At 47.2% G+C, this 17,946-nt stretch carries 13 protein-coding genes and 1 tRNA gene; 8 read left to right on the top strand and 6 right to left on the bottom strand.

The window, feature by feature from the left end; translation table 11 throughout:
• The first annotated feature begins 100 nt into the window (after window positions 1-100).
• Window positions 101-967, top strand: a complete 867-nt coding sequence (speE, locus tag OEZ43_01315; GenBank protein MDH5544196.1) for a polyamine aminopropyltransferase — start codon at window positions 101-103, stop codon at window positions 965-967.
• Here speE and OEZ43_01310 read toward each other — a convergent pair.
• Complete coding sequence (locus OEZ43_01310) at window positions 953-2,305, bottom strand: hypothetical protein (protein MDH5544195.1); 1,353 nt, start codon at window positions 2,303-2,305, stop codon at window positions 953-955. The two genes, speE and OEZ43_01310, sit on opposite strands and share 15 nt — an antisense overlap.
• 106 nt (window positions 2,306-2,411) lie before the next feature.
• Between OEZ43_01310 and OEZ43_01305 the strand changes: the two genes are divergently transcribed.
• Window positions 2,412-2,648: a CDGSH iron-sulfur domain-containing protein gene (locus OEZ43_01305; protein MDH5544194.1), complete on the top strand. Its 237-nt coding sequence runs from the start codon at window positions 2,412-2,414 to the stop codon at window positions 2,646-2,648.
• A 16-nt stretch (window positions 2,649-2,664) separates the two neighbouring features.
• Here OEZ43_01305 and OEZ43_01300 read toward each other — a convergent pair whose 3' ends face one another.
• From OEZ43_01300 to glnK, 3 genes are all read right to left on the bottom strand, one after another.
• Entirely contained in the window at window positions 2,665-3,201 is a 537-nt protein-coding gene (locus tag OEZ43_01300) for an HPP family protein (protein MDH5544193.1), read from the bottom strand.
• 142 nt (window positions 3,202-3,343) lie between these two features.
• Entirely contained in the window at window positions 3,344-4,591 is a 1,248-nt protein-coding gene (locus OEZ43_01295; GenBank protein ID MDH5544192.1) for an ammonium transporter, read from the bottom strand.
• Window positions 4,592-4,605: 14 nt separating this feature from the next.
• Entirely contained in the window at window positions 4,606-4,944 is a 339-nt protein-coding gene (gene glnK / locus OEZ43_01290; protein ID MDH5544191.1) for a P-II family nitrogen regulator, read from the bottom strand.
• Window positions 4,945-5,233: 289 nt separating this feature from the next.
• Between glnK and OEZ43_01285 the strand changes: the two genes are divergently transcribed.
• The 3 genes from OEZ43_01285 (at window position 5,234) to OEZ43_01275 (ending at window position 7,885) form a co-directional block, all read left to right on the top strand.
• Complete coding sequence (locus tag OEZ43_01285; protein ID MDH5544190.1) at window positions 5,234-5,479, top strand: accessory factor UbiK family protein; 246 nt, start codon at window positions 5,234-5,236, stop codon at window positions 5,477-5,479.
• A gap of 74 nt (window positions 5,480-5,553) precedes the next feature.
• The gene (locus OEZ43_01280) at window positions 5,554-7,065 is read left to right on the top strand and encodes a YifB family Mg chelatase-like AAA ATPase (protein MDH5544189.1); all 1,512 of its coding nucleotides are present in this window, start codon (window positions 5,554-5,556) and stop codon (window positions 7,063-7,065) included.
• 10 nt (window positions 7,066-7,075) lie between these two features.
• Window positions 7,076-7,885, top strand: a complete 810-nt coding sequence (locus tag OEZ43_01275) for a methyltransferase domain-containing protein (protein MDH5544188.1) — start codon at window positions 7,076-7,078, stop codon at window positions 7,883-7,885.
• A 20-nt stretch (window positions 7,886-7,905) separates the two neighbouring features.
• Here the strand turns inward: OEZ43_01275 and OEZ43_01270 are convergent, their stop codons facing one another.
• Both OEZ43_01270 and OEZ43_01265 read right to left on the bottom strand, forming a co-directional pair.
• Window positions 7,906-8,295 (bottom strand): response regulator, encoded by a 390-nt coding sequence (locus OEZ43_01270; protein MDH5544187.1) that lies wholly within the window; start codon window positions 8,293-8,295, stop codon window positions 7,906-7,908.
• A gap of 302 nt (window positions 8,296-8,597) precedes the next feature.
• The gene (locus tag OEZ43_01265) at window positions 8,598-10,925 is read right to left on the bottom strand and encodes an EAL domain-containing protein (protein MDH5544186.1); all 2,328 of its coding nucleotides are present in this window, start codon (window positions 10,923-10,925) and stop codon (window positions 8,598-8,600) included.
• A 227-nt stretch (window positions 10,926-11,152) separates the two neighbouring features.
• Here OEZ43_01265 and rep point away from each other — a divergent pair, with 227 nt between their 5' ends.
• The 3 genes from rep to OEZ43_01250 all read left to right on the top strand — a co-directional run bounded on the left by rep (window position 11,153) and on the right by OEZ43_01250 (window position 17,929).
• Complete coding sequence (gene rep / locus OEZ43_01260; protein MDH5544185.1) at window positions 11,153-13,183, top strand: DNA helicase Rep; 2,031 nt, start codon at window positions 11,153-11,155, stop codon at window positions 13,181-13,183.
• 118 nt (window positions 13,184-13,301) lie between these two features.
• Window positions 13,302-13,378: transfer RNA gene (locus OEZ43_01255), tRNA-Arg, on the top strand.
• 777 nt (window positions 13,379-14,155) lie between these two features.
• Window positions 14,156-17,929, top strand: coding sequence for a hypothetical protein (locus OEZ43_01250; GenBank protein MDH5544184.1), 3,774 nt, complete (start codon window positions 14,156-14,158; stop codon window positions 17,927-17,929).
• Window positions 17,930-17,946: the final 17 nt, after the last annotated feature.

Raw genomic sequence — 17,946 nt, 5'->3', positions numbered from 1 at the left:
AGACGATTCTCTTTACTGCGAGTGACAAAATTAGAAATTCTGAGGCGTGTGCCATTATAATGAGCTCCCTTTTTAAATCCTATTCTTTTGGAGTCCATGAATGACATTGTCGGGAGACTGGTGGTCTGAGGTCAGCAAGATCTCAAATAGTGCCTTTGCTTTTGAAATCAATGAGAAACTCGAGGATATACAGACCGAGTTTCAGCATATTGAAATCTTCAGCACCAAAGGCTTCGGTAATCTGATGGTCATTGATGGCTGTATTATGCTGACCCAGAGAGACAACTTTATCTACCATGAGATGATTAGCCACACGGCTTTGTTCTCTCATCCTAACCCCAGAAGGGTGCTGATTATCGGCGGTGGAGACTGCGGCACGCTGCGTGAGGTGTTGAAACACTCTGAAGTGGAAACCGTGCAACAGATTGATATCGACGAGCAGGTCACGCGCATGGCGGAAAAACACTTTCCGGAGCTTTGCGAATCCAATGACGACCCGCGCGCAGAGCTAATGTTTATTGATGGCGTGCAGTGGATCAAGGACGCTGCTGATGCGAGTTATGATTTGATTATCGTCGATAGCACTGATCCAGTTGGCCCAGCGGAAGGTTTGTTTTCAAAACCATTCTTTGAGCAATGTATGCGCGTGCTGGACAGTAATGGCATGTTGATTCAGCAAAGCGAATCACCTCTTATTCACATGGATATCTTGAAGGGTATGTATAAGGCGATGCGTGGCGGCGGTTTCGTCGATACCATGACCTTCTTTTTTCCTCAATGCACTTATCCTTCAGGTTGGTGGTCAACTACATTGGCATGCAAGGACAGGCCAATTAGTGAATTTCGCGAAAAAGATGCCGAGGCCAAAACCTTCAGTACACAGTATTACAATGCTGCTATTCACCGCGCAGCAATGGCGGCGCCAGAGTTCTTTTATCCGGAGATCATGAAGTCACTGGACAGTTAATTCCGGTAGCCCGTTTTGTAGGGCTTGTTTTGTTGTCGAAACAAGGCCGATAGTATTTTTCAGCGGAGTCGAAGGCGGGCGGAGTATGTAAGTGCTCATATGTCCAAAGCCTTTGACTTCGACGGAAGAGCGTTTTTCACAGAAATAGTCGTGGCGAACAACTTCGTAACTGTGTGCTGAAAGTTGTATGCAACCCGGTATACCGGTACTTTCCATACGGTTGGCAATGTTCACCGTATCTCCCCAAATGTCGAAGTAAAATTTCTTTGTACCTATCACTCCGGCGATGACAGGTCCGTTGTGTATGCCCACGCGCATAGAAATTTTTAAACCTTCGGTGGTATTAAACTCTTTTAGGTGGCGCAACATGGCAAGTGAAAATTCCACCGCACGAAGAACCGGGTGAGCGTTTCCCGGTTCTTCGTCCAGGCCTCCAGCTACCATATAGCAATCGCCTATGGTTTTGATTTTCTCCAGACCAAACTCATCGCATAGTGAATCAAAATGGGTGAAAAGTGCGCCAAGTATGGAGACAGTTTCTGCTGCTGATTGATTTCTCGCCAGAGAAGAGAAGTTCACGATATCGGCAAATATCACAGTTACGTCTTCGTGGCGTTCGGCGATTGTCCCGGGATTTTGCTTAAGTTTCGCGGCAATCGAAGATGGCAGTATGTTGTGCAGCAATCGTTCGTTTTCACGTCGCTTTTCATCAATGATACGCGATTGAATAAAATCTCGCCGTGCGTAGCGTTCAATTGTGTAGCCGCCAATGACACCAACCAGAGATAACGTGATGAGAAAAAAGTTGTAGCTGATAAGCGTTTCCGTCGAATAGTCACTGAAAAAAATCAATGTTATTTCATAGGAAGCGACTAGCAAGACACAGGTAGTCACAATCGCAATGAAGCGTAAGCCGGAAAACATGAATGCCCAGAATACTGGGATTAATGTTCCAGCCAGATACAGGTCGCTCATGCTTTCCTGATATAAAACCGAAATCACTGCAACGCCTAGCCCTGCAACGACAGCCAGTGCAGCAACAAGAAACTGTAGTCGTTCGCGAAAATAATCTGTAAAGCTGAGGGCTAAGCCGATCAAGAAGGCAGGAACGGCAAAAGCAAAGCGGATCGCAATCGCCTCCAGCTGTTCTTCCTGTAAAACGATATAGTCCAGTATGGAAAACAATGCGTAAATAATAGCGCCCAACATCAATGCAAGACGCACCAGCATAAGCGTTCTGCGTGTATGTGAGGCACGATACGCCCGTTCCAGACGTTTATCACGGAACCATAGCGTGAATCGACTTTGCGTCATGTCATGGTGGATATTTTTGCGCATTGTTGAATAGCGGCATCTCTGGTACAAACCAACTGTAGCAAAACAACTTTTGCTTTTATAGCTGTTGTAGGTAGAAGTTATTCGTCATAAAACGTAAGGAGTTAAAATGACAAAGCCGGATATTGCACAAAAAGGCCCCTATGCCGTCGATGTAGAACCGGGAGATTACTTCTGGTGTGCATGTGGTAAATCAAAGAAGCAGCCATTTTGCGACGGTTCGCACAAGGGTTCTGGTTTCTCGCCGGTTAAAGTTACCGTAGACAAGGCCAAAACGTTGTTTCTGTGTGGTTGTAAACACACAGCAAATCCACCTTTCTGTGATGGTAGTCACGGCAGCCTTTAACGGTAGTGTAAATGGTTTAAAAACGTCTTCGCGGGTAGCGTCGGCCAGGATAGAGATTGTTGATAATCACGGCCAAGCATAACAAAACGATGGCGTTGAACAGTACGGGCGTTAACACGTAATAAAATCCCAGGGAGGTGACGCTGTCCCCTCCCAGTACTGCACCCAATGCAGCTGCACCGCCGGGTGGATGAAGACATCTAAAAGCCAGCATGCCTGCAATGGCGAGTGCAACGGCGGTCGCCGCCGCCAGCGCGGGGTCTGAAATAAGTAATGCTGCCATGACACCTGCACTTGATGAGACCAGATGACCGCCAACCAGCGCCCAGGGTTGGGACATGCTGCTATTTGGTTGGGTAAACAATAACACGCTAGCCGCACCCATAGAGGCCACCATATAAAGCGAACCTCCGGTACCAATGAATTTGTTGCTGATCCATGTGGTAATGAATATGGCGATAAAGCCACATGCTGTTGCACCAAGGATTTCAATAGCGCTTAATGGCTTGCTTGTTTCGATTTGGGCCTTAGGCTTGTCTGGTTCCGAGCTCAATTATTATTTCTCGCGTGGATCTATTGTTGTTCATCGGTAGCGAGTATCTGGTTTTTACATTAATGAATGCAAGGGATTTGTGCTGATAAAAAGAAAACGGGCACCCTGAGGTGCCCGTCGCGCTTCTGGGAGAGAGGAGGATTTAGCGCGAAGAAGTAAATTCCGGGTAGGCTTCCAGGCCGCATTCGGAGATGTCCACGCCTTGGTATTCTTCTTCTTCACTGACGCGGATGCCCATAACCATCTTGATTACATACCAGACGATGAGGGCCATAACAAATGTCCAGGCAAAAATTGTAGCAATACCTGCCAACTGGCCAGTAACGGTTGCGTCACTATTGGAAAATAGTACTGCGATCAATCCCCAGATACCGACCACGCCGTGAACCGAAATAGCGCCGACTGGGTCATCGATTTTCAGTTTATCCAGAGACACGATAGAGAACACCACTAAGGCACCGCCTATACCGCCAATAATAGTCGCCACCAAAGGCGATGGCGCAAGAGGTTCGGCAGTGATAGCAACCAGGCCTGCCAACGCTCCGTTTAGTGCCATAGTCAAATCTGTCTTACCAAACATCAGTCGAGCTACCATCATTGCCACGATTACGCCGCCAGCTGCTGCCATATTGGTATTGACGAAAACGGAGGCAACCGAATTGGCTTCGCCAACGTCGGAAATTTTAAGCTCTGAACCACCGTTAAATCCAAACCAACCCATCCATAGAATGAAAGTTCCAAGCGTGGCCAGAGGCATGTTGGCACCGGGGATTGCGTTGACGACACCGTTAGCGCCATATTTGCCTTTACGTGGGCCAAGGAGCAGAACACCGGCAAGTGCTGCCGCTGCGCCGCACATGTGCACAACGCCGGAGCCAGCGAAGTCCTGGAAACCCAGACCATCAAGAAAACCGCCGCCCCATTTCCAGAAACCTTGAACCGGGTAGATAAAGCCCGTCATTACCACTGCGAAGGCGAGAAACGCCCACAACTTCATGCGTTCGGCAACCGCACCGGATACGATAGACATGGCAGTAGCAACAAATACCACCTGGAAAAAGAAATCTGAAAGTTTGGAATAATACGGTGCATCCTCTCCACCTTTCAGAACTGCATCCAATGTATGATCGGAACCAATCAGAAATCCGAAATTTGGAATGAAGCCGCTGTCTGATGCGCCGTACATGATGCTGTAACCAACTAACATATACATGATGCAGGCAATGGCAAACAGTGAGACGTTCTTGATCAGAATCTCGGCAGTGTTTTTTGCGCGCACCATGCCTGCTTCGAGCATGGCGAAGCCGGCTGCCATCCACATAACTAAAACGCCGGATATTAGAAAATAAAAGGTGTCTAGTGCATAACTGAGTTCTACTAATTTTTCCACTTTCTTTCTCCTCTTTACAGCGCTTCGTTACCTGTTTCGCCGGTACGAATACGTATGACTTCTTCCAACGGATAAACAAAGATTTTTCCGTCACCGATCTTGCCGGTGCGAGCGGCTTTTATAATAGCTTCGGTCACTTGTGCGACGAGATCATCGCTTACAGCGATGTCGACTTTGACCTTAGGCAGAAAATCCACCACATATTCAGCGCCGCGATAGAGTTCGGTGTGTCCTTTTTGACGTCCAAATCCTTTGACTTCAGTGACGGTGATGCCTTGAACCCCAATCTCTGAGAGTGCCTCCCTCACATCATCGAGCTTGAACGGTTTAATAACTGCAGAAATAAGTTTCATGTTTAAAAGTCTCCTTCAGACGAAAGCCACCGATTTCCGGACACCTGTGGCGGCGTATATTATTTTGAGCCCTGTCAGCCTTAGAGCATTGTGTGTGCCACTTGTAAATAATGTTGTAAATTAGAGAGTTAGAGCGGACGGTGTTTGGTTTGTCCAAATCTGGCGCACCATCATGCGCACTCCCTATAAAAAGATGCACAGTAATGGGGCAGGATCGGCTGGTGAGTGTTTGAGCCTGTTCGTCTCTATCCGCTATACTGGCCAGCCTCAAATTCAACAGGTGTAAACAATGTTTGATCCCAAGATTCTCGACGATATTGCAAAGAAATTTTCAGATGCTCTGCCTGGCGGGCTAAAGGATTTACAGGCCGATCTGGAGAAAAATGTACGTTCAGCGGTACAAGGCGGTTTGTCGCGACTGGATCTCGTTACGCGAGAGGAATTCGAAGTGCAATCACAAGTGTTGGCCAAAACACGCGCCAAACTCGAAGCGCTGGAACGTCAAATCGAAGCACTTGAAAAACGCGAAAGCTGAATCACAAGCTTGAGCTAAGAAAAGTCTTTCTATAATCCCGCCTCACTAAAGGAAAACAAGAATAAGAAGGGATTATGTCACTTGCTATTGTCTATAGCCGTGCCGCAGTTGGGGTCGATGCGCCACTGGTCACGGTTGAAGTTCACATGTCAAATGGTCTACCAGCACTCTCGGTGGTAGGTCTCCCGGAAACAACTGTTAAAGAAAGTCGAGATCGCGTTCGCAGCGCATTGCTTAACGCGGGTTTCGAATTTCCGGCGCGTCGTCTAACGGTAAATCTTGCGCCAGCGGATCTGCCTAAGGAGGGAGGGCGTTTCGACTTACCGATTGCGATTGGCATACTTGCAGCGTCCGGGCAAATTCCAGTAGAGGTGTTGTCCAAATTTGAGTTTCTCGGAGAGCTTGCCTTAGGCAGCCAGCTTCGTCCCGTGCGTGGTGTGTTGCCGGCGGCACTTAAATCCAGACAAGCGGGACGAAATTTAATTGTTCCTTTTGCAAATGCAGGCGAAGCGGATATCGTCAAGTCATTGCGTTATGGCGCTGCCGAAAGCTTGCTTGATGTGTGCGCATATCTTAGTGAAGAAAAGCCTTTGGTCTGCGCACATGGTGGGCTGAATAGAAGCAGCAACAGCGGTGAGGATGATTTGTGTGAGGTTAACGGACAGGCCAGGGCAAAGCGTGCATTGGAAATCGCCGCAGCAGGCAGGCACAATCTATTGTTTATTGGGCCGCCGGGGACGGGTAAGACCATGCTCGCCAGTCGCTTGCCCGGTATTCTGCCGGATATGAGTGAAGAAGAGGCGATACAAACAGCGGCGTTGTATTCAATTAGTAACACGGGGTTTGACGTTGCACAGTGGGGAAAGCGCTTTTTTCGCGCACCTCACCATACCGCCTCCGCTGTCGCGCTTGTGGGTGGCGGGAGCGTGCCACGGCCTGGAGAGGTTTCGCTGGCGCACAATGGCGTCTTGTTTCTCGATGAGTTACCCGAATTTGATCGGCGGGTGTTGGAAGTTTTACGCGAGCCATTGGAGTCCGGTGGCATTACGATCTCTCGCGCGACACGCCAAATCGACTTTCCTGCGCGCTTTCAATTGATCGCGGCGATGAATCCTTGTCCGTGCGGCTATCTCGGTGATAGTGACGGACGATGTCGTTGTACATCTGAGCAAGTCAGTCGCTACCGCAATAAGATCTCTGGGCCCTTGCTTGATCGGATAGACTTGCACATAGAAGTGCCGCGTATTCCATTGTCGAATCTGCACAACAACGCGAATAATGCAGAAAACTCCCAAACCGTCAGGGCTCGCGTCGTCAATGCTAGAAAGAGACAGATAGATCGGAGTGGCAAAGCCAATAGTCTGTTACGAAACCAGGAAATAAAGCAATACGTGAAACTTACGCAAGCGGACGAGTTGCTTATGAACACGGTTATGGATCGTTTTCGCTTGTCATCGCGTGCCTACTTTCGGATACTCAAAGTTGCCCGCACTATTGCGGATCTTGATGGAAGCGAAGAGGTTCATTCACCTCACATATCGGAAGCGATTACATATCGCTGTCTTGATCGAGGCTTGAGTATTTAAAAGGTTGGCTATGCTATCACTACGTTGTCCGGTTTGCCGTAAGAGCCTTTTGCACGCAGACGCGCGTCTCCTATGTGAGTCTGGGCATAGTTTTGATCGTGCGAAAGAGGGCTATTACAATTTGATGCTTGCGCACAAGAAAAAAAGCCGTCATCCGGGTGATAGTAAAGAAATGCTCATCAGTCGACGGCGCTTTCTGGAAAACGGATATTATGACAAACTGGTTGAAAATATTGCGCAGGAACTCTCGAAGGGTAATGACTCGGTAAACAGTGTGTTGGATATTGGTTGCGGAGAAGGATATTTTACGCGGAGAGTGAATATGCTTTTGCCAGGTACGCAACTGACCGGTATTGATATATCAAAAGACGCCGTGCGTATGGCAGCAAAGCGTTCGGCTAATGAACAATATATAGTCGCCAGCAGCAGTGATTTACCATTCACCGATGAGCAGTTCTCCTTTGTCTATAGCATAAACTCACCCACCAATAGTGCCGAGATTTTGCGCGTTCTACAAAACAATGGCTGTTTTTTGAGAATTACATCAGCAGCAGAACATCTAATCGAACTTAAAGAACTCATTTACGAAACTCCCCGACCGCATAAAGATGCAGCGCCAGATTTTCCAGGCTTAGAACTCAAATCAAGCAGTGTTTGGCAATGGGAGATGGTAGTTGAAAATGCATTTATCTTTGACTTGCTGAAAATGACGCCATACTACTGGCATGCAAGTGAGCAACGGCAACAGCGTGTGAAAGAGTTGAAGTTACTAAATACGACGGTGGTGTTTGGTGTGGAGCAATATTCGAAAGCTGTTTAAACTCCGTTTCTGAGTCTTCGCTAGCGTGAGGCTTCCGCGGAAATATCTTTCGCTTTCTTGATATAGTCCGCGATGTTTTCCATGAAGGCGTTCGTTTCGATAGGTTTGGTGATATAGCCATCGCATCCCGCTGAAAAGAAAGAATCAATATCCTCTTTCATTGCGAAAGCTGTTAAAGCGACAATTAACGGTGCGGGTTTGAAGCGCTTGATAATCCGAGTGGCTTCAAGGCCATCCATAACCGGCATCTGAATGTCCATCAGTACCAGGTCATACCTTGTCTTTTCGCAGGCCTCGACTGCGAGCTTGCCATTTTCTACCTCGTCAACGTCATATCCCGCTCGTTCTAAAAGAAACCGAACCAGGTACATATTTTGTTGATTGTCGTCGGCAATCAGAATTCGACTCATTTCGCAAATGCTCCTTCAGTGCGCGTGTAAATATTGAGATAACTCTGAAATGGAACCAAGAGCAAGCCAAGTGTATAAAATAATACAGCGCATATCAAAAAAGCTTTTGTGAAAGAAGAAAAATCTTAAACCCGTGCTGTGTAGCGTCAAGGATGACTGTCGGCGGTGTGAAATAAGGTGGGCGTTTGTGGTAGTGCAGGTGTTCCATTGGCTTCGGAACGATGCTTTAGCGAAATTCTGTGACTGTGAAATTATGGATAAGGAAAAGATAGAACGAGCACAGCGTAAATTCGGGACTAATATTAAAGCGGCTCCGGCATATGTATCGAATACCCTTGCATATAGTCGATACCGATCTCCTCTAATATGCTTCTGATTTCATCAGACTCCACATACTCAGCAATAGTCTTGATGTTCATGGTTTTGCCAAGGCTATTTATTGCTTTGACGACTTCGCGATTAATATTATCGTTGGCGATATTGCGCACAAACGAGCCATCTATCTTGAGAAAGTCGACATTGAAGTTTCTTAAATAGGTGAAAGACGACATGCCGCTGCCGAAGTCATCGAGTGCAAATTTGCAGCCCATGCCTCGCAACACCGAAATGAAGCGTGTGACCAGTGGCCAGTTGGCAATAGCAGCCGTTTCAGTGATTTCAAAACAGATTCGCTCTGGCTCGATCTGAAAGCGGTCCAACTCGTTAACCACGAATTCCAGGAATTTATTTTGACTAAGTGACTGACCAGACAAATTTATGCTGACCATGTCATGAGGTGTAAGTAATTCCTGGTGATCTCTTAATACCGAAAACGAGGCGGTAATCATCCAGCGATCTATACTCGGCATGATGGTGTATCGTTCCGCTGCAGGAATAAAAGCCATTGGCAGCAAATGTCCGCCGTTCTGGCGTTCCATGCGTATCAGTAATTCGTACATGTCAGGCGCGTCATTGCCAGGCATAGACAGAATTTTTTGTTTGAAGATGCAGAATTTCCCTTCTTCCAAGGCCTGGGTGATGAGCGTGGTCAAAGCCATTTCGCCATGGCGTTGTATAATCTCGCGGTCATCTATGCGATGTACCCAGATGCGGTTGCGCCCCTTGTCCTTGGCGACATAGCAGGCGGAGTCGGCGTTACTCATGATCTTGACCACGCTTTCGCTGTTTTTGTCCACGGGTACCGCGCCTATGCTGGCGCCGACCTTGAACACGTGATTTTTCCAGGAAAAGCGGTATTCCTGTATCGCTTCGAGAATCTCAGTTGCAATGGTTTTCGCCTTGTCCATATTGCAGGATTCCAGAAGTACGCCAAACTCGTCACCACCCAATCGCGCGATCACATCGCTGCTGCGAATCTTGCCCTGTAAAATACTGGTGAGTTGTTGTAGCAACATATCGCCAGCGATATGGCCGCAGGTGTCATTGACGACTTTGAATTGATCGAGATCGACGTACAACATCGCGTGTTGACGACGACAGCTTTTGGCATCGTCGAGTTGGCTGGAAAGAAGGCGTTCGAACTCGCGTCGATTGACTAGCCCGGTGAGTGGGTCGTGTGTGGCCTGCCACGATAACATGTCTGATAAAGAGCGGTTTTCAGAAACATCTCTGAAGATAAGTACCTTACCAATAATGTTTCCATTGTCATCGTAAATCAGTGAGCCTGAGCCTTCGACGGCGATTTCTTTATCTTCGCCGAGCAAAAGAGAGGCGTCATTTAATTTTAATTTTTCATTGTTGAAGGCATTCAACTGGGTATTTAAATCGACCGCGTTTCTTTTATCGTCTAGGATGCGCGCAACAGATGAGAAGGGTTTGTGTAGCGCTTCTTGCGCCGAAATTCCTATCAGCTTTTCGGCGATAGGATTTATGTAATTTATCTGGCTGCTCGGTGTGGTGGTAATTACCGCGTCACCAATTGCATGCAGCGTTATCTCGGCCTGTAACTTTTGTTGAATCAGTTTTTTCTCAAAAGACGAGGCGCGACGCACCACCAGAAAGGTAATCAGCAGACTGATAAACAGCACTGTACCTCCCAGCGTAGACAAGAGTTTCATCGTGTCGCTATAGGATGCGCTGGCGCTATCGATGCCCATGCGCGATAGATTGTTTTCCAGGGCAATCAAGTCGTCGAGTTTTTGAAATAGCATCTGTTCCTGTCGACGATCGGCTTCAATGAGTTGTCCCGCTTCGGTGAGTGGTTCCCCTTTAAGCAAAGTCTGTGCGATGCGATCTTCCAGTTGTGCATTTTCATGCATTAACTGCATCGCCTGTTCAAAGAGGACGCGCTCATTTGTGACCAGAGGCATCGCTGCGAACTGTGATTGCAACAGGCTTAACTGCTGGTTGAATTGTTCGAAATCCTGCTGCAGTTCATTCTGAATTTCCGGCTGGCTAGGCGGCGGTATGTACAAGACTGAATTCGAACGTTCGCTGATGTTGAAATGGATTTTGTGAATGATGTCAGACTTAAGGTGGTAGAGCGTTGAAATCTTGTCGATTTCGGTATTGAGGGCATTAAGGCGAAAGTAGCCGACAGCGATAATCCCGCTCATAAGCAGCAATATCGCGCCAAAGCCCAGCGAGATTGCTAAATTGGAACCGTTACCGGTCCCGTCAGGCGTTTGCATGGTTAATTTGCGATTTCATATCTGATATCCAACCCTGACGTTCAAAAAGCACGGCACATTGTATGCCGATTACAATGGGAAAAGAAGGGGGGGGTTGTTCTCCAATGCTTATAACAAGTTAGGACAAATTCGATCAAAATTACACCAATGACGACGATTTCCTGCTTCGACAAGCCACGCCTGAGTCTATAAAATACGCCTCCCCCGAAGTGAATACTGGTGTTGGAATGGCAGACCTGAATCCCCGCCAAAAAGCCGCAGTCAACTATATCGATGGACCGTTGTTAGTGCTGGCTGGCGCTGGAAGTGGCAAGACCCGTGTAATCACGCAAAAAATCGCCTATCTGATTAAGGAATGCGGGATTTCTGCGCGCAATATCGCGGCGGTGACCTTTACCAATAAGGCGGCGCGGGAAATGAAAGAACGCGTCAGCCAATTGCTGCAGGGCAAAGAAGGGTATGGCCTGCAGGTGTCTACGTTTCACACGCTTGGCCTGAATATATTGCGCCGTGAGCACAAAGCTCTCGGTTATAAGTCCGGGTTCTCGATATTCGATACCCAGGACGTCATTGGCCTGTTAAAGGAAATCGTCAATCGCGACACCGGTGGTGACACCGATGTGTTACAGCAAATCCAGTGGCAGATCTCCCGTTGGAAAAATGGTCTGACCTCACCCGAAGAGGCACTGGAGCAGGTTGAGGATGAGGCGCAACGTGTTGCGGCGGTGATCTACCAACACTATCAGCGCTATCTCAAGGCCTATAACGCCCTCGACTTTGATGATTTGATCTATCTACCGGTACAGCTGTTTCGCCAACACCCGGAGATCCTCGAAAAATGGCAGAACCGGATACGTTATCTACTGGTCGATGAATACCAGGACACCAATGGTTGCCAATACCAGTTGGTCAAGCAGTTGGTGGGCAGGACTGGTGGTCTGACCGTGGTTGGTGATGACGATCAATCGATATATGCCTGGCGCGGCGCGCAGCCGGAAAATCTACGCCTGTTGTCGGAAGACTATCCGCGTCTCAAACTGATTAAGCTGGAACAGAACTATCGCTCCATGGGGCGCATACTCAAGGCGGCCAACCACGTTATTGCCAACAATCCCCACGTGTTTGAAAAGGCGCTGTGGAGTGAGATGGGATTCGGTGATCCGCTACGCGTCATTCAGTGTCGTAACGAAGAACACGAAGCCGAGCGCGTGGTCACCGAGATCCTCAGTCATCGTTTTAAACACCGCACCAATTACAGTGACTACGCCATCTTATATCGCGGCAATCACCAATCGCGTTTGCTCGAGGCCACCTTGCGCGAGAATCGTATTCCGTATTTTTTGAGCGGCGGCACCTCGTTTTTCGAGAAGAGTGAAGTCAAAGACATCATGTCTTACCTACGCCTGCTCGCCAATCCAAATGACGATATGGCGTTCCTGCGCGTGATCAACACGCCACGACGCGAGATCGGCGCGAGTACGGTGGAGCGTATCGGCAGCTATGCCCAGGAGCGTAATATCAGCCTGATGGACGCCATACATGAATTCGGCCTGGCGCAAGTACTCCCGGAAAAGGCGCTCAACAATCTACGTCAATTCGCTGAATGGGTATCACGGATTACCGAGCGCGCCGAACGCGGTGACTTCATGAGCGCGATACGCGACATGGTCAAAGAGATCGACTATGAAACCTGGCTCAATGATTCGTCCAAGGACTTGAAGCAGGCCGAAAAGCGCATGCAAAACGTCAATGACTTACTCGACTGGATAGAAAAGATTCAGGACAACGGTGGTGAGCCAGGGCAAGAGCGCGATTTGGGCGGTGTGGTCAATCACCTGTCACTGATGAACATCCTCGACCGCCAGGAAGAAGAGAACACCGCCGACTGTGTAAACCTGATGACGCTACACGCCTCCAAGGGTCTGGAGTTTCCGCACGTCTTTATCATCGGCATGGAAGAAGAGATTCTGCCCCATCGTTCCAGCCTGGACGAAGGCAATGTCGAAGAAGAACGCCGCCTCGCCTACGTCGGCATCACCCGCGCCCAACGGACACTGACCTTCTCATATGCCGGTCGACGCAAGAAATACGGCGACAACACCCCATGCGAACCCAGCCGATTCCTCGATGAAATCCCCGAAGACGACATCATCTGGGAAGGCGGACGCGGCGAGGCGGTCAGCCCCGAGGAACAGAAACAACGCGGCCAGGCCCACCTGGCCAACCTCAAGGGTTTGCTTGCGGGTAGCGAGGCCTGATAATTGACGGAATTAGACTGCAAGTACCCAACGCGGTATGCTATGCCGGTTTTCACACCACGCGTCGATCAAAGACGTGCGGGCTGGGGTATCTAGCTACTCCAGGGTAAAAGTTAAGGCGCCCGTAGCTCAGCTGGATAGAGCGTTGCCCTCCGGAGGCAAAGGTCGGACGTTCGAATCGTCTCGGGCGCGCCACATTACAAAAGGGTTCTTCTGAAAGGGAGAACCCTTTTTCATTTAACGAAGGCAAGATTCGAACGTCCGACCGCTCAATCAGTCCGTTCGAGAAGCGAGCATCGCGAGCGAAATCGTTGCGAATGCAACGACCCGATAGGGTGAGGCGTAGCCGAGTAATCGTCTCGGGCGCGCCATATAACAAAAGGGTTCTCCAAACCAGGAGAACCCTTTTTCATTTAACGAAGGCAAGATTCGAACGTCCGACCGCTCAATCAGTCCGTTCGAGAAGCGAGCATCGCGAGCGAAATCGTTGCGAATGCAACGACCCGATAGGGTGAGGCGTAGCCGAGTAATCGTCTCGGGCGCGCCATACAACAAAAGGGTTCTCCAAACCAGGAGAACCCTTTTTTATTTAACAAAGCCGCGATTCGAACATCCGACCGCTTAAGTAGTTCGTTCGACGAGAACGCCAACGAATTTGAGATACATGCAGCGTGAGCAAGTAGCGTCTGCTCATACATCGTAAATCCAAGTCTCTCCCTTACCTTGCACCAACCACCTGGTCGGTATAAACTCAACACACAAAAACTAGGCTAATAAAGCCGTCACTTAACCTCTCTTGTGGGGATGTTGGTTAAAAATAAACAACAAGAAGGGACTAGCCGTTTCGATCCCCGTCAATGTGTAACTGTGTTTTCTTTGGAATCGATCAGAGAAATGGTTCTGAATTTCTAGTGCTGGATCTGTTGTCGACCTAAAGCGGATACTGGGGCCTAATAGATAAATACATATTTTATGAATAGTTTATGGACAGTTCCAATTTTAACAGTCGCTTCACTTAGCCCTGAACGCGCTGTTTCCATATCTCGAGCAATACTACGTTCTGAATGCGCCTACGCAAAGCTAGGGCCTGCTGCACTAACCATTTCTGATAAATTGATGACCCCAGATGGCGGCATAGATGCTGAAGTCAATGTGCCTCATGGACATAACGTGAATGCAGACTGTATTTTTCAATTTGGTATTACAGGATTCCAAATAAAAGCAGGAACCACATTTAAACCCTGGAAGTTAACTTCGATTCGACAAGAATTACTTAGCAGTAAAGGAGAGTTAAACTCTGAAGTTAAGCGGCTTGTGGAACGACAAGGTCGTTATTCGCTCATCTGCACGGGACATGACTTGACTCCAGAGCAACGTAACAACTCTAAAGAATTAATTGTCGCAACTCTGGCTGAAAAAGGGTTTGAAGCATATGAAAGCAAAGTCGAAGTTTTTGGTGCAAGTCAAATTACAGAATTTGCAGAACGTTATCCAGGAGTTGCATCTTTATTATCAGCTGATCCAATTCAGGAAGCCTGGACACTCGATGAATGGCAGCATGATGCGCATATGGCAAACGATTACGAGGAGTCTTCAGAACAAACAGAGATAATCACTCAGCTGCGATCTGGCCTACAGGCGGAAGCAAAACACATCCGTATTCTTGGTGAACCTGGTTTAGGTAAAACTCGTATTGTTCTAGAGGCATTGAATGTTGAAACTATTTCTCCGCATGTTCTTTACATCCAGCATGGATCTCAGTTTGGACAAACAAAACTCTTCCGACAATTAGTGAAATCAGGTCGTGACAAACCACTTATTTTGGTTATAGATGAGCTACCGGAGATGGAGCTTTCAGATATATGGAGACATCTTAAGCCACGCTGCGGTCAATTGAAGATTGTATCGATGGATCACGGACAGGATGAAACCCGAGATGAAGATATTGATCGAATACAAGTACCATACTTGCCAGACGATATCATAAAAAAAATACTTATTCGCCGTATTGGGGAATCTCACGAACTTGATCGTTGGATTAGTATCTGCGAAGGATCGCCTCGAGTTGCGCAAGCGGTTGCCGACAATCTGTACGCAAACCCGTCAGACTTGTTAAAGCCACCAGCCACAGTACCGATTTGGACAAGGTTTCTGCACGGCTATGGAAAGAGAGATGAAATAGGTGCAAGACAAGTTGAGTGCGTTGCACAGCACATTGCGTTGTTCAATCGTTTTGGATATGAGGCACCAGTTGGAGAGGAGGCCGCTTATATCGCCGAGTTAGTTAGAAATGTTGACCCCACAATTGGCTGGGCTCGTTTTCAGGAAATAATTAAGAATCTTCGCGCTAGAAGAGTATTGCAAGGTAGTCGTACACTGTTTTTTGTTCCCAAGGCTCTTCATATTTACTTATGGAAGCAGTTTTGGGAGTGTTATGGACGAGGATTTGATTTTAATAAAACTTTTTTAAACATGCCTAAGTCGCTGCATGCATGGTTTCTGAATATGTTTAAGTACGCCGGAGAAGCCAGTGCTTCTCACGTTATTAACGACATTCTTAAGTCAGATGGAATTTTCTCTAAAAAGGAGTTTTTAGAATCTGAAAAAGGATCTCGATTTCTATCCATCCTGGCAGAGGCCAATCCTAGCGCTGTATTAAAACTACTTGAAGCTACTATTGGCAAATGGACAAACGACGACTTATTGAGCTTAAGTGAAAACAGACAAAATTTTGTCTGGACTCTTGAAAAGATTGCGGTGTGGCCTGCCTATACGACTAGAGCGCTAAATTTGTTAATTCGATTAGCTGTGAATGAGAACTCCCATTATTCTAATAACTCTACAGGCACCTTGGTAGGGCTTTTTCGTATAGGTCCAGAATGGGCCGCAACAGAGTCTACGCCAGAAACTCGACTTTCAGCACTGCTACAACTTCTTCGGTCTTCTAGTGATGTAGAGCGTTTACTTGGGCTTAAAATTGTCGAAGCGGCCCTTGATACGCGTGGTGGATTTCGAACAGTTGGACCGGAGTATCAAGGGCTAAAAGAGAGAGCAAAACTATGGATTCCTGAAACTTATGGCGAATGGTGGCAGGCGTACTTCACCTATTTTCAGGCGTTGGTCAATGAAACGAAAAACTGGCCATCTAGGCTTCGTCGAGATGTTTGTAATACATTATTCTATGCCGTTGAAGAGCAAATAAGAACACCACCGTGTACAGAGCTAGCTTTCCAAGTTATGAATTCTCTTGTTAAAGAGAGCGCCATGTTGCCGGAAAAACTGAATAAGTTTTTTTGGAATTGGAGAGCGTACAAGGATGATGATAATCATCCAGAAATAACGAAGAGGTTGCAATTAATTGAGCGCCAGTTCACTAGGCGCGATCTAGTAAGCAGATTTAATCGCTACGTAATTGACGTTGATTGGATGGAGTGGGATGAAGATTTTCGTGACAGACACAATAAACCAAAAAATCGATCCAAATTGCTTGTTAGTGCATTAGCTAAGCGGATTGTACGATATCCAGAAAAGCTGAGTGAGATCAGACATCTCCTTGCTCCTGAGAAAGGCGTGCCCGCGTTATGGTTTTTTGGTGAAAAGTTAGAGCAATATGACGCAGATAGATGCCTTCTACCTGAACTCATAAAAATAGCACTAGAAACAAAACACCAAGTTTGTCTACACGGATACCTATCAGAAGTAGGTAAAGTCGATCCAGAGTTGTATGGCTCTGTGATAAACAATTTTCTTGATGTTGAAAATACTGCTTGGCTGGGGGTTACAATTACCCTTAGTTCAGATTATAGAGATGCCTTGTTTTCGAAGTGTTTAATCGCATTGGAAAATAACTGGGTTTCGTCTCAGCAGTTCAATTCGCTAAGGTATGGGAGATCAATCGATAAGGTTCCGCAAAAAAGAATTAAAACACTACTTGATTTGCTAAAAGCAGATGGCTCAGAGGAGTCTTTTCGACTGTTGATAGAGCTGCTTGACTCTACTCCGTTGGACGGATCATCCCCAATTGGTTCGGAATTTGTATTTGACGTGTTATCAAGGTCTATACCAGGAGAGGAAGGCCGAGATCCTATGAAGGGCTATCATTGGAAGAACGTTTGCCAGAAGCTGATCAAGTGGGATGATAGTCGTGTGCTACCACTTCTCGAATGTTTACTGAATAAAATGGGGGATTGTTACAGATTAAGTTATGACTCCTATGTAGAACCACTTGCAAGTGAGCTTGTACGAACTAATCCATCCGGAGCATGGAACGTTATAAAAACGCAATTAGAGGAAACTTTACCCCAGTGGCGGAGTGATATTTTGAATTGGCTTAAAGGTGGACTTTCTAGGAATGAAGAAAGTAATTCTACCGCCGCGATATCAGAATTGCCGATATCTCAAATTGTTGAGTGGATTGATGAAGACCCTAAGTCTCGGGCAGCGCTTATAGCACATGCAGCACCACCGACACTCGACGATTCGAATGGAGGTAAATTAACACGTATAATTCTTCAGAAATATAGCAAATATGAGGGCGTAAACAGCGGAATCAGTTGTAATTTTCATTCTGGTTCTTGGTCGGGGCTTACAAGCAGCTATTTAAAAAAGAAAAGAGACAAATTTCGTCGTTGGTTGGGAGCTGGTTTTGAGAGTGAAGTGAGTCGGTGGATAGAGTCGGAGATTGAGTACCTAGACAAAAACATCGAGCGTGAGGAGATTGATGAGGAGCGGTCACGATTCGACTAGAAATTTACTAATAACTC

The organism is Gammaproteobacteria bacterium, from assembly GCA_029881255.1.
Lineage (GTDB): Bacteria > Pseudomonadota > Gammaproteobacteria > S012-40 > S012-40 > JAOUMY01.
Note: the sequence above shows the minus strand (reverse complement) of the source record. Positions and strands in the feature narration are given on the sequence as shown.

Coding starts and splice junctions, on each gene's coding strand:
- OEZ43_01285 (MDH5544190.1), top strand. CDS start 5,234: ATGTTTGATCCCAAGATTCTCGACGATATTGCAAAGAAATTTTCAGAT.
- glnK (MDH5544191.1), bottom strand. CDS start 4,944: ATGAAACTTATTTCTGCAGTTATTAAACCGTTCAAGCTCGATGATGTG.
- OEZ43_01250 (MDH5544184.1), top strand. CDS start 14,156: ATGAATAGTTTATGGACAGTTCCAATTTTAACAGTCGCTTCACTTAGC.
- OEZ43_01270 (MDH5544187.1), bottom strand. CDS start 8,295: ATGAGTCGAATTCTGATTGCCGACGACAATCAACAAAATATGTACCTG.
- OEZ43_01275 (MDH5544188.1), top strand. CDS start 7,076: ATGCTATCACTACGTTGTCCGGTTTGCCGTAAGAGCCTTTTGCACGCA.
- OEZ43_01310 (MDH5544195.1), bottom strand. CDS start 2,305: ATGCGCAAAAATATCCACCATGACATGACGCAAAGTCGATTCACGCTA.
- OEZ43_01280 (MDH5544189.1), top strand. CDS start 5,554: ATGTCACTTGCTATTGTCTATAGCCGTGCCGCAGTTGGGGTCGATGCG.
- rep (MDH5544185.1), top strand. CDS start 11,153: ATGGCAGACCTGAATCCCCGCCAAAAAGCCGCAGTCAACTATATCGAT.
- speE (MDH5544196.1), top strand. CDS start 101: ATGACATTGTCGGGAGACTGGTGGTCTGAGGTCAGCAAGATCTCAAAT.
- OEZ43_01305 (MDH5544194.1), top strand. CDS start 2,412: ATGACAAAGCCGGATATTGCACAAAAAGGCCCCTATGCCGTCGATGTA.
- OEZ43_01265 (MDH5544186.1), bottom strand. CDS start 10,925: ATGCAAACGCCTGACGGGACCGGTAACGGTTCCAATTTAGCAATCTCG.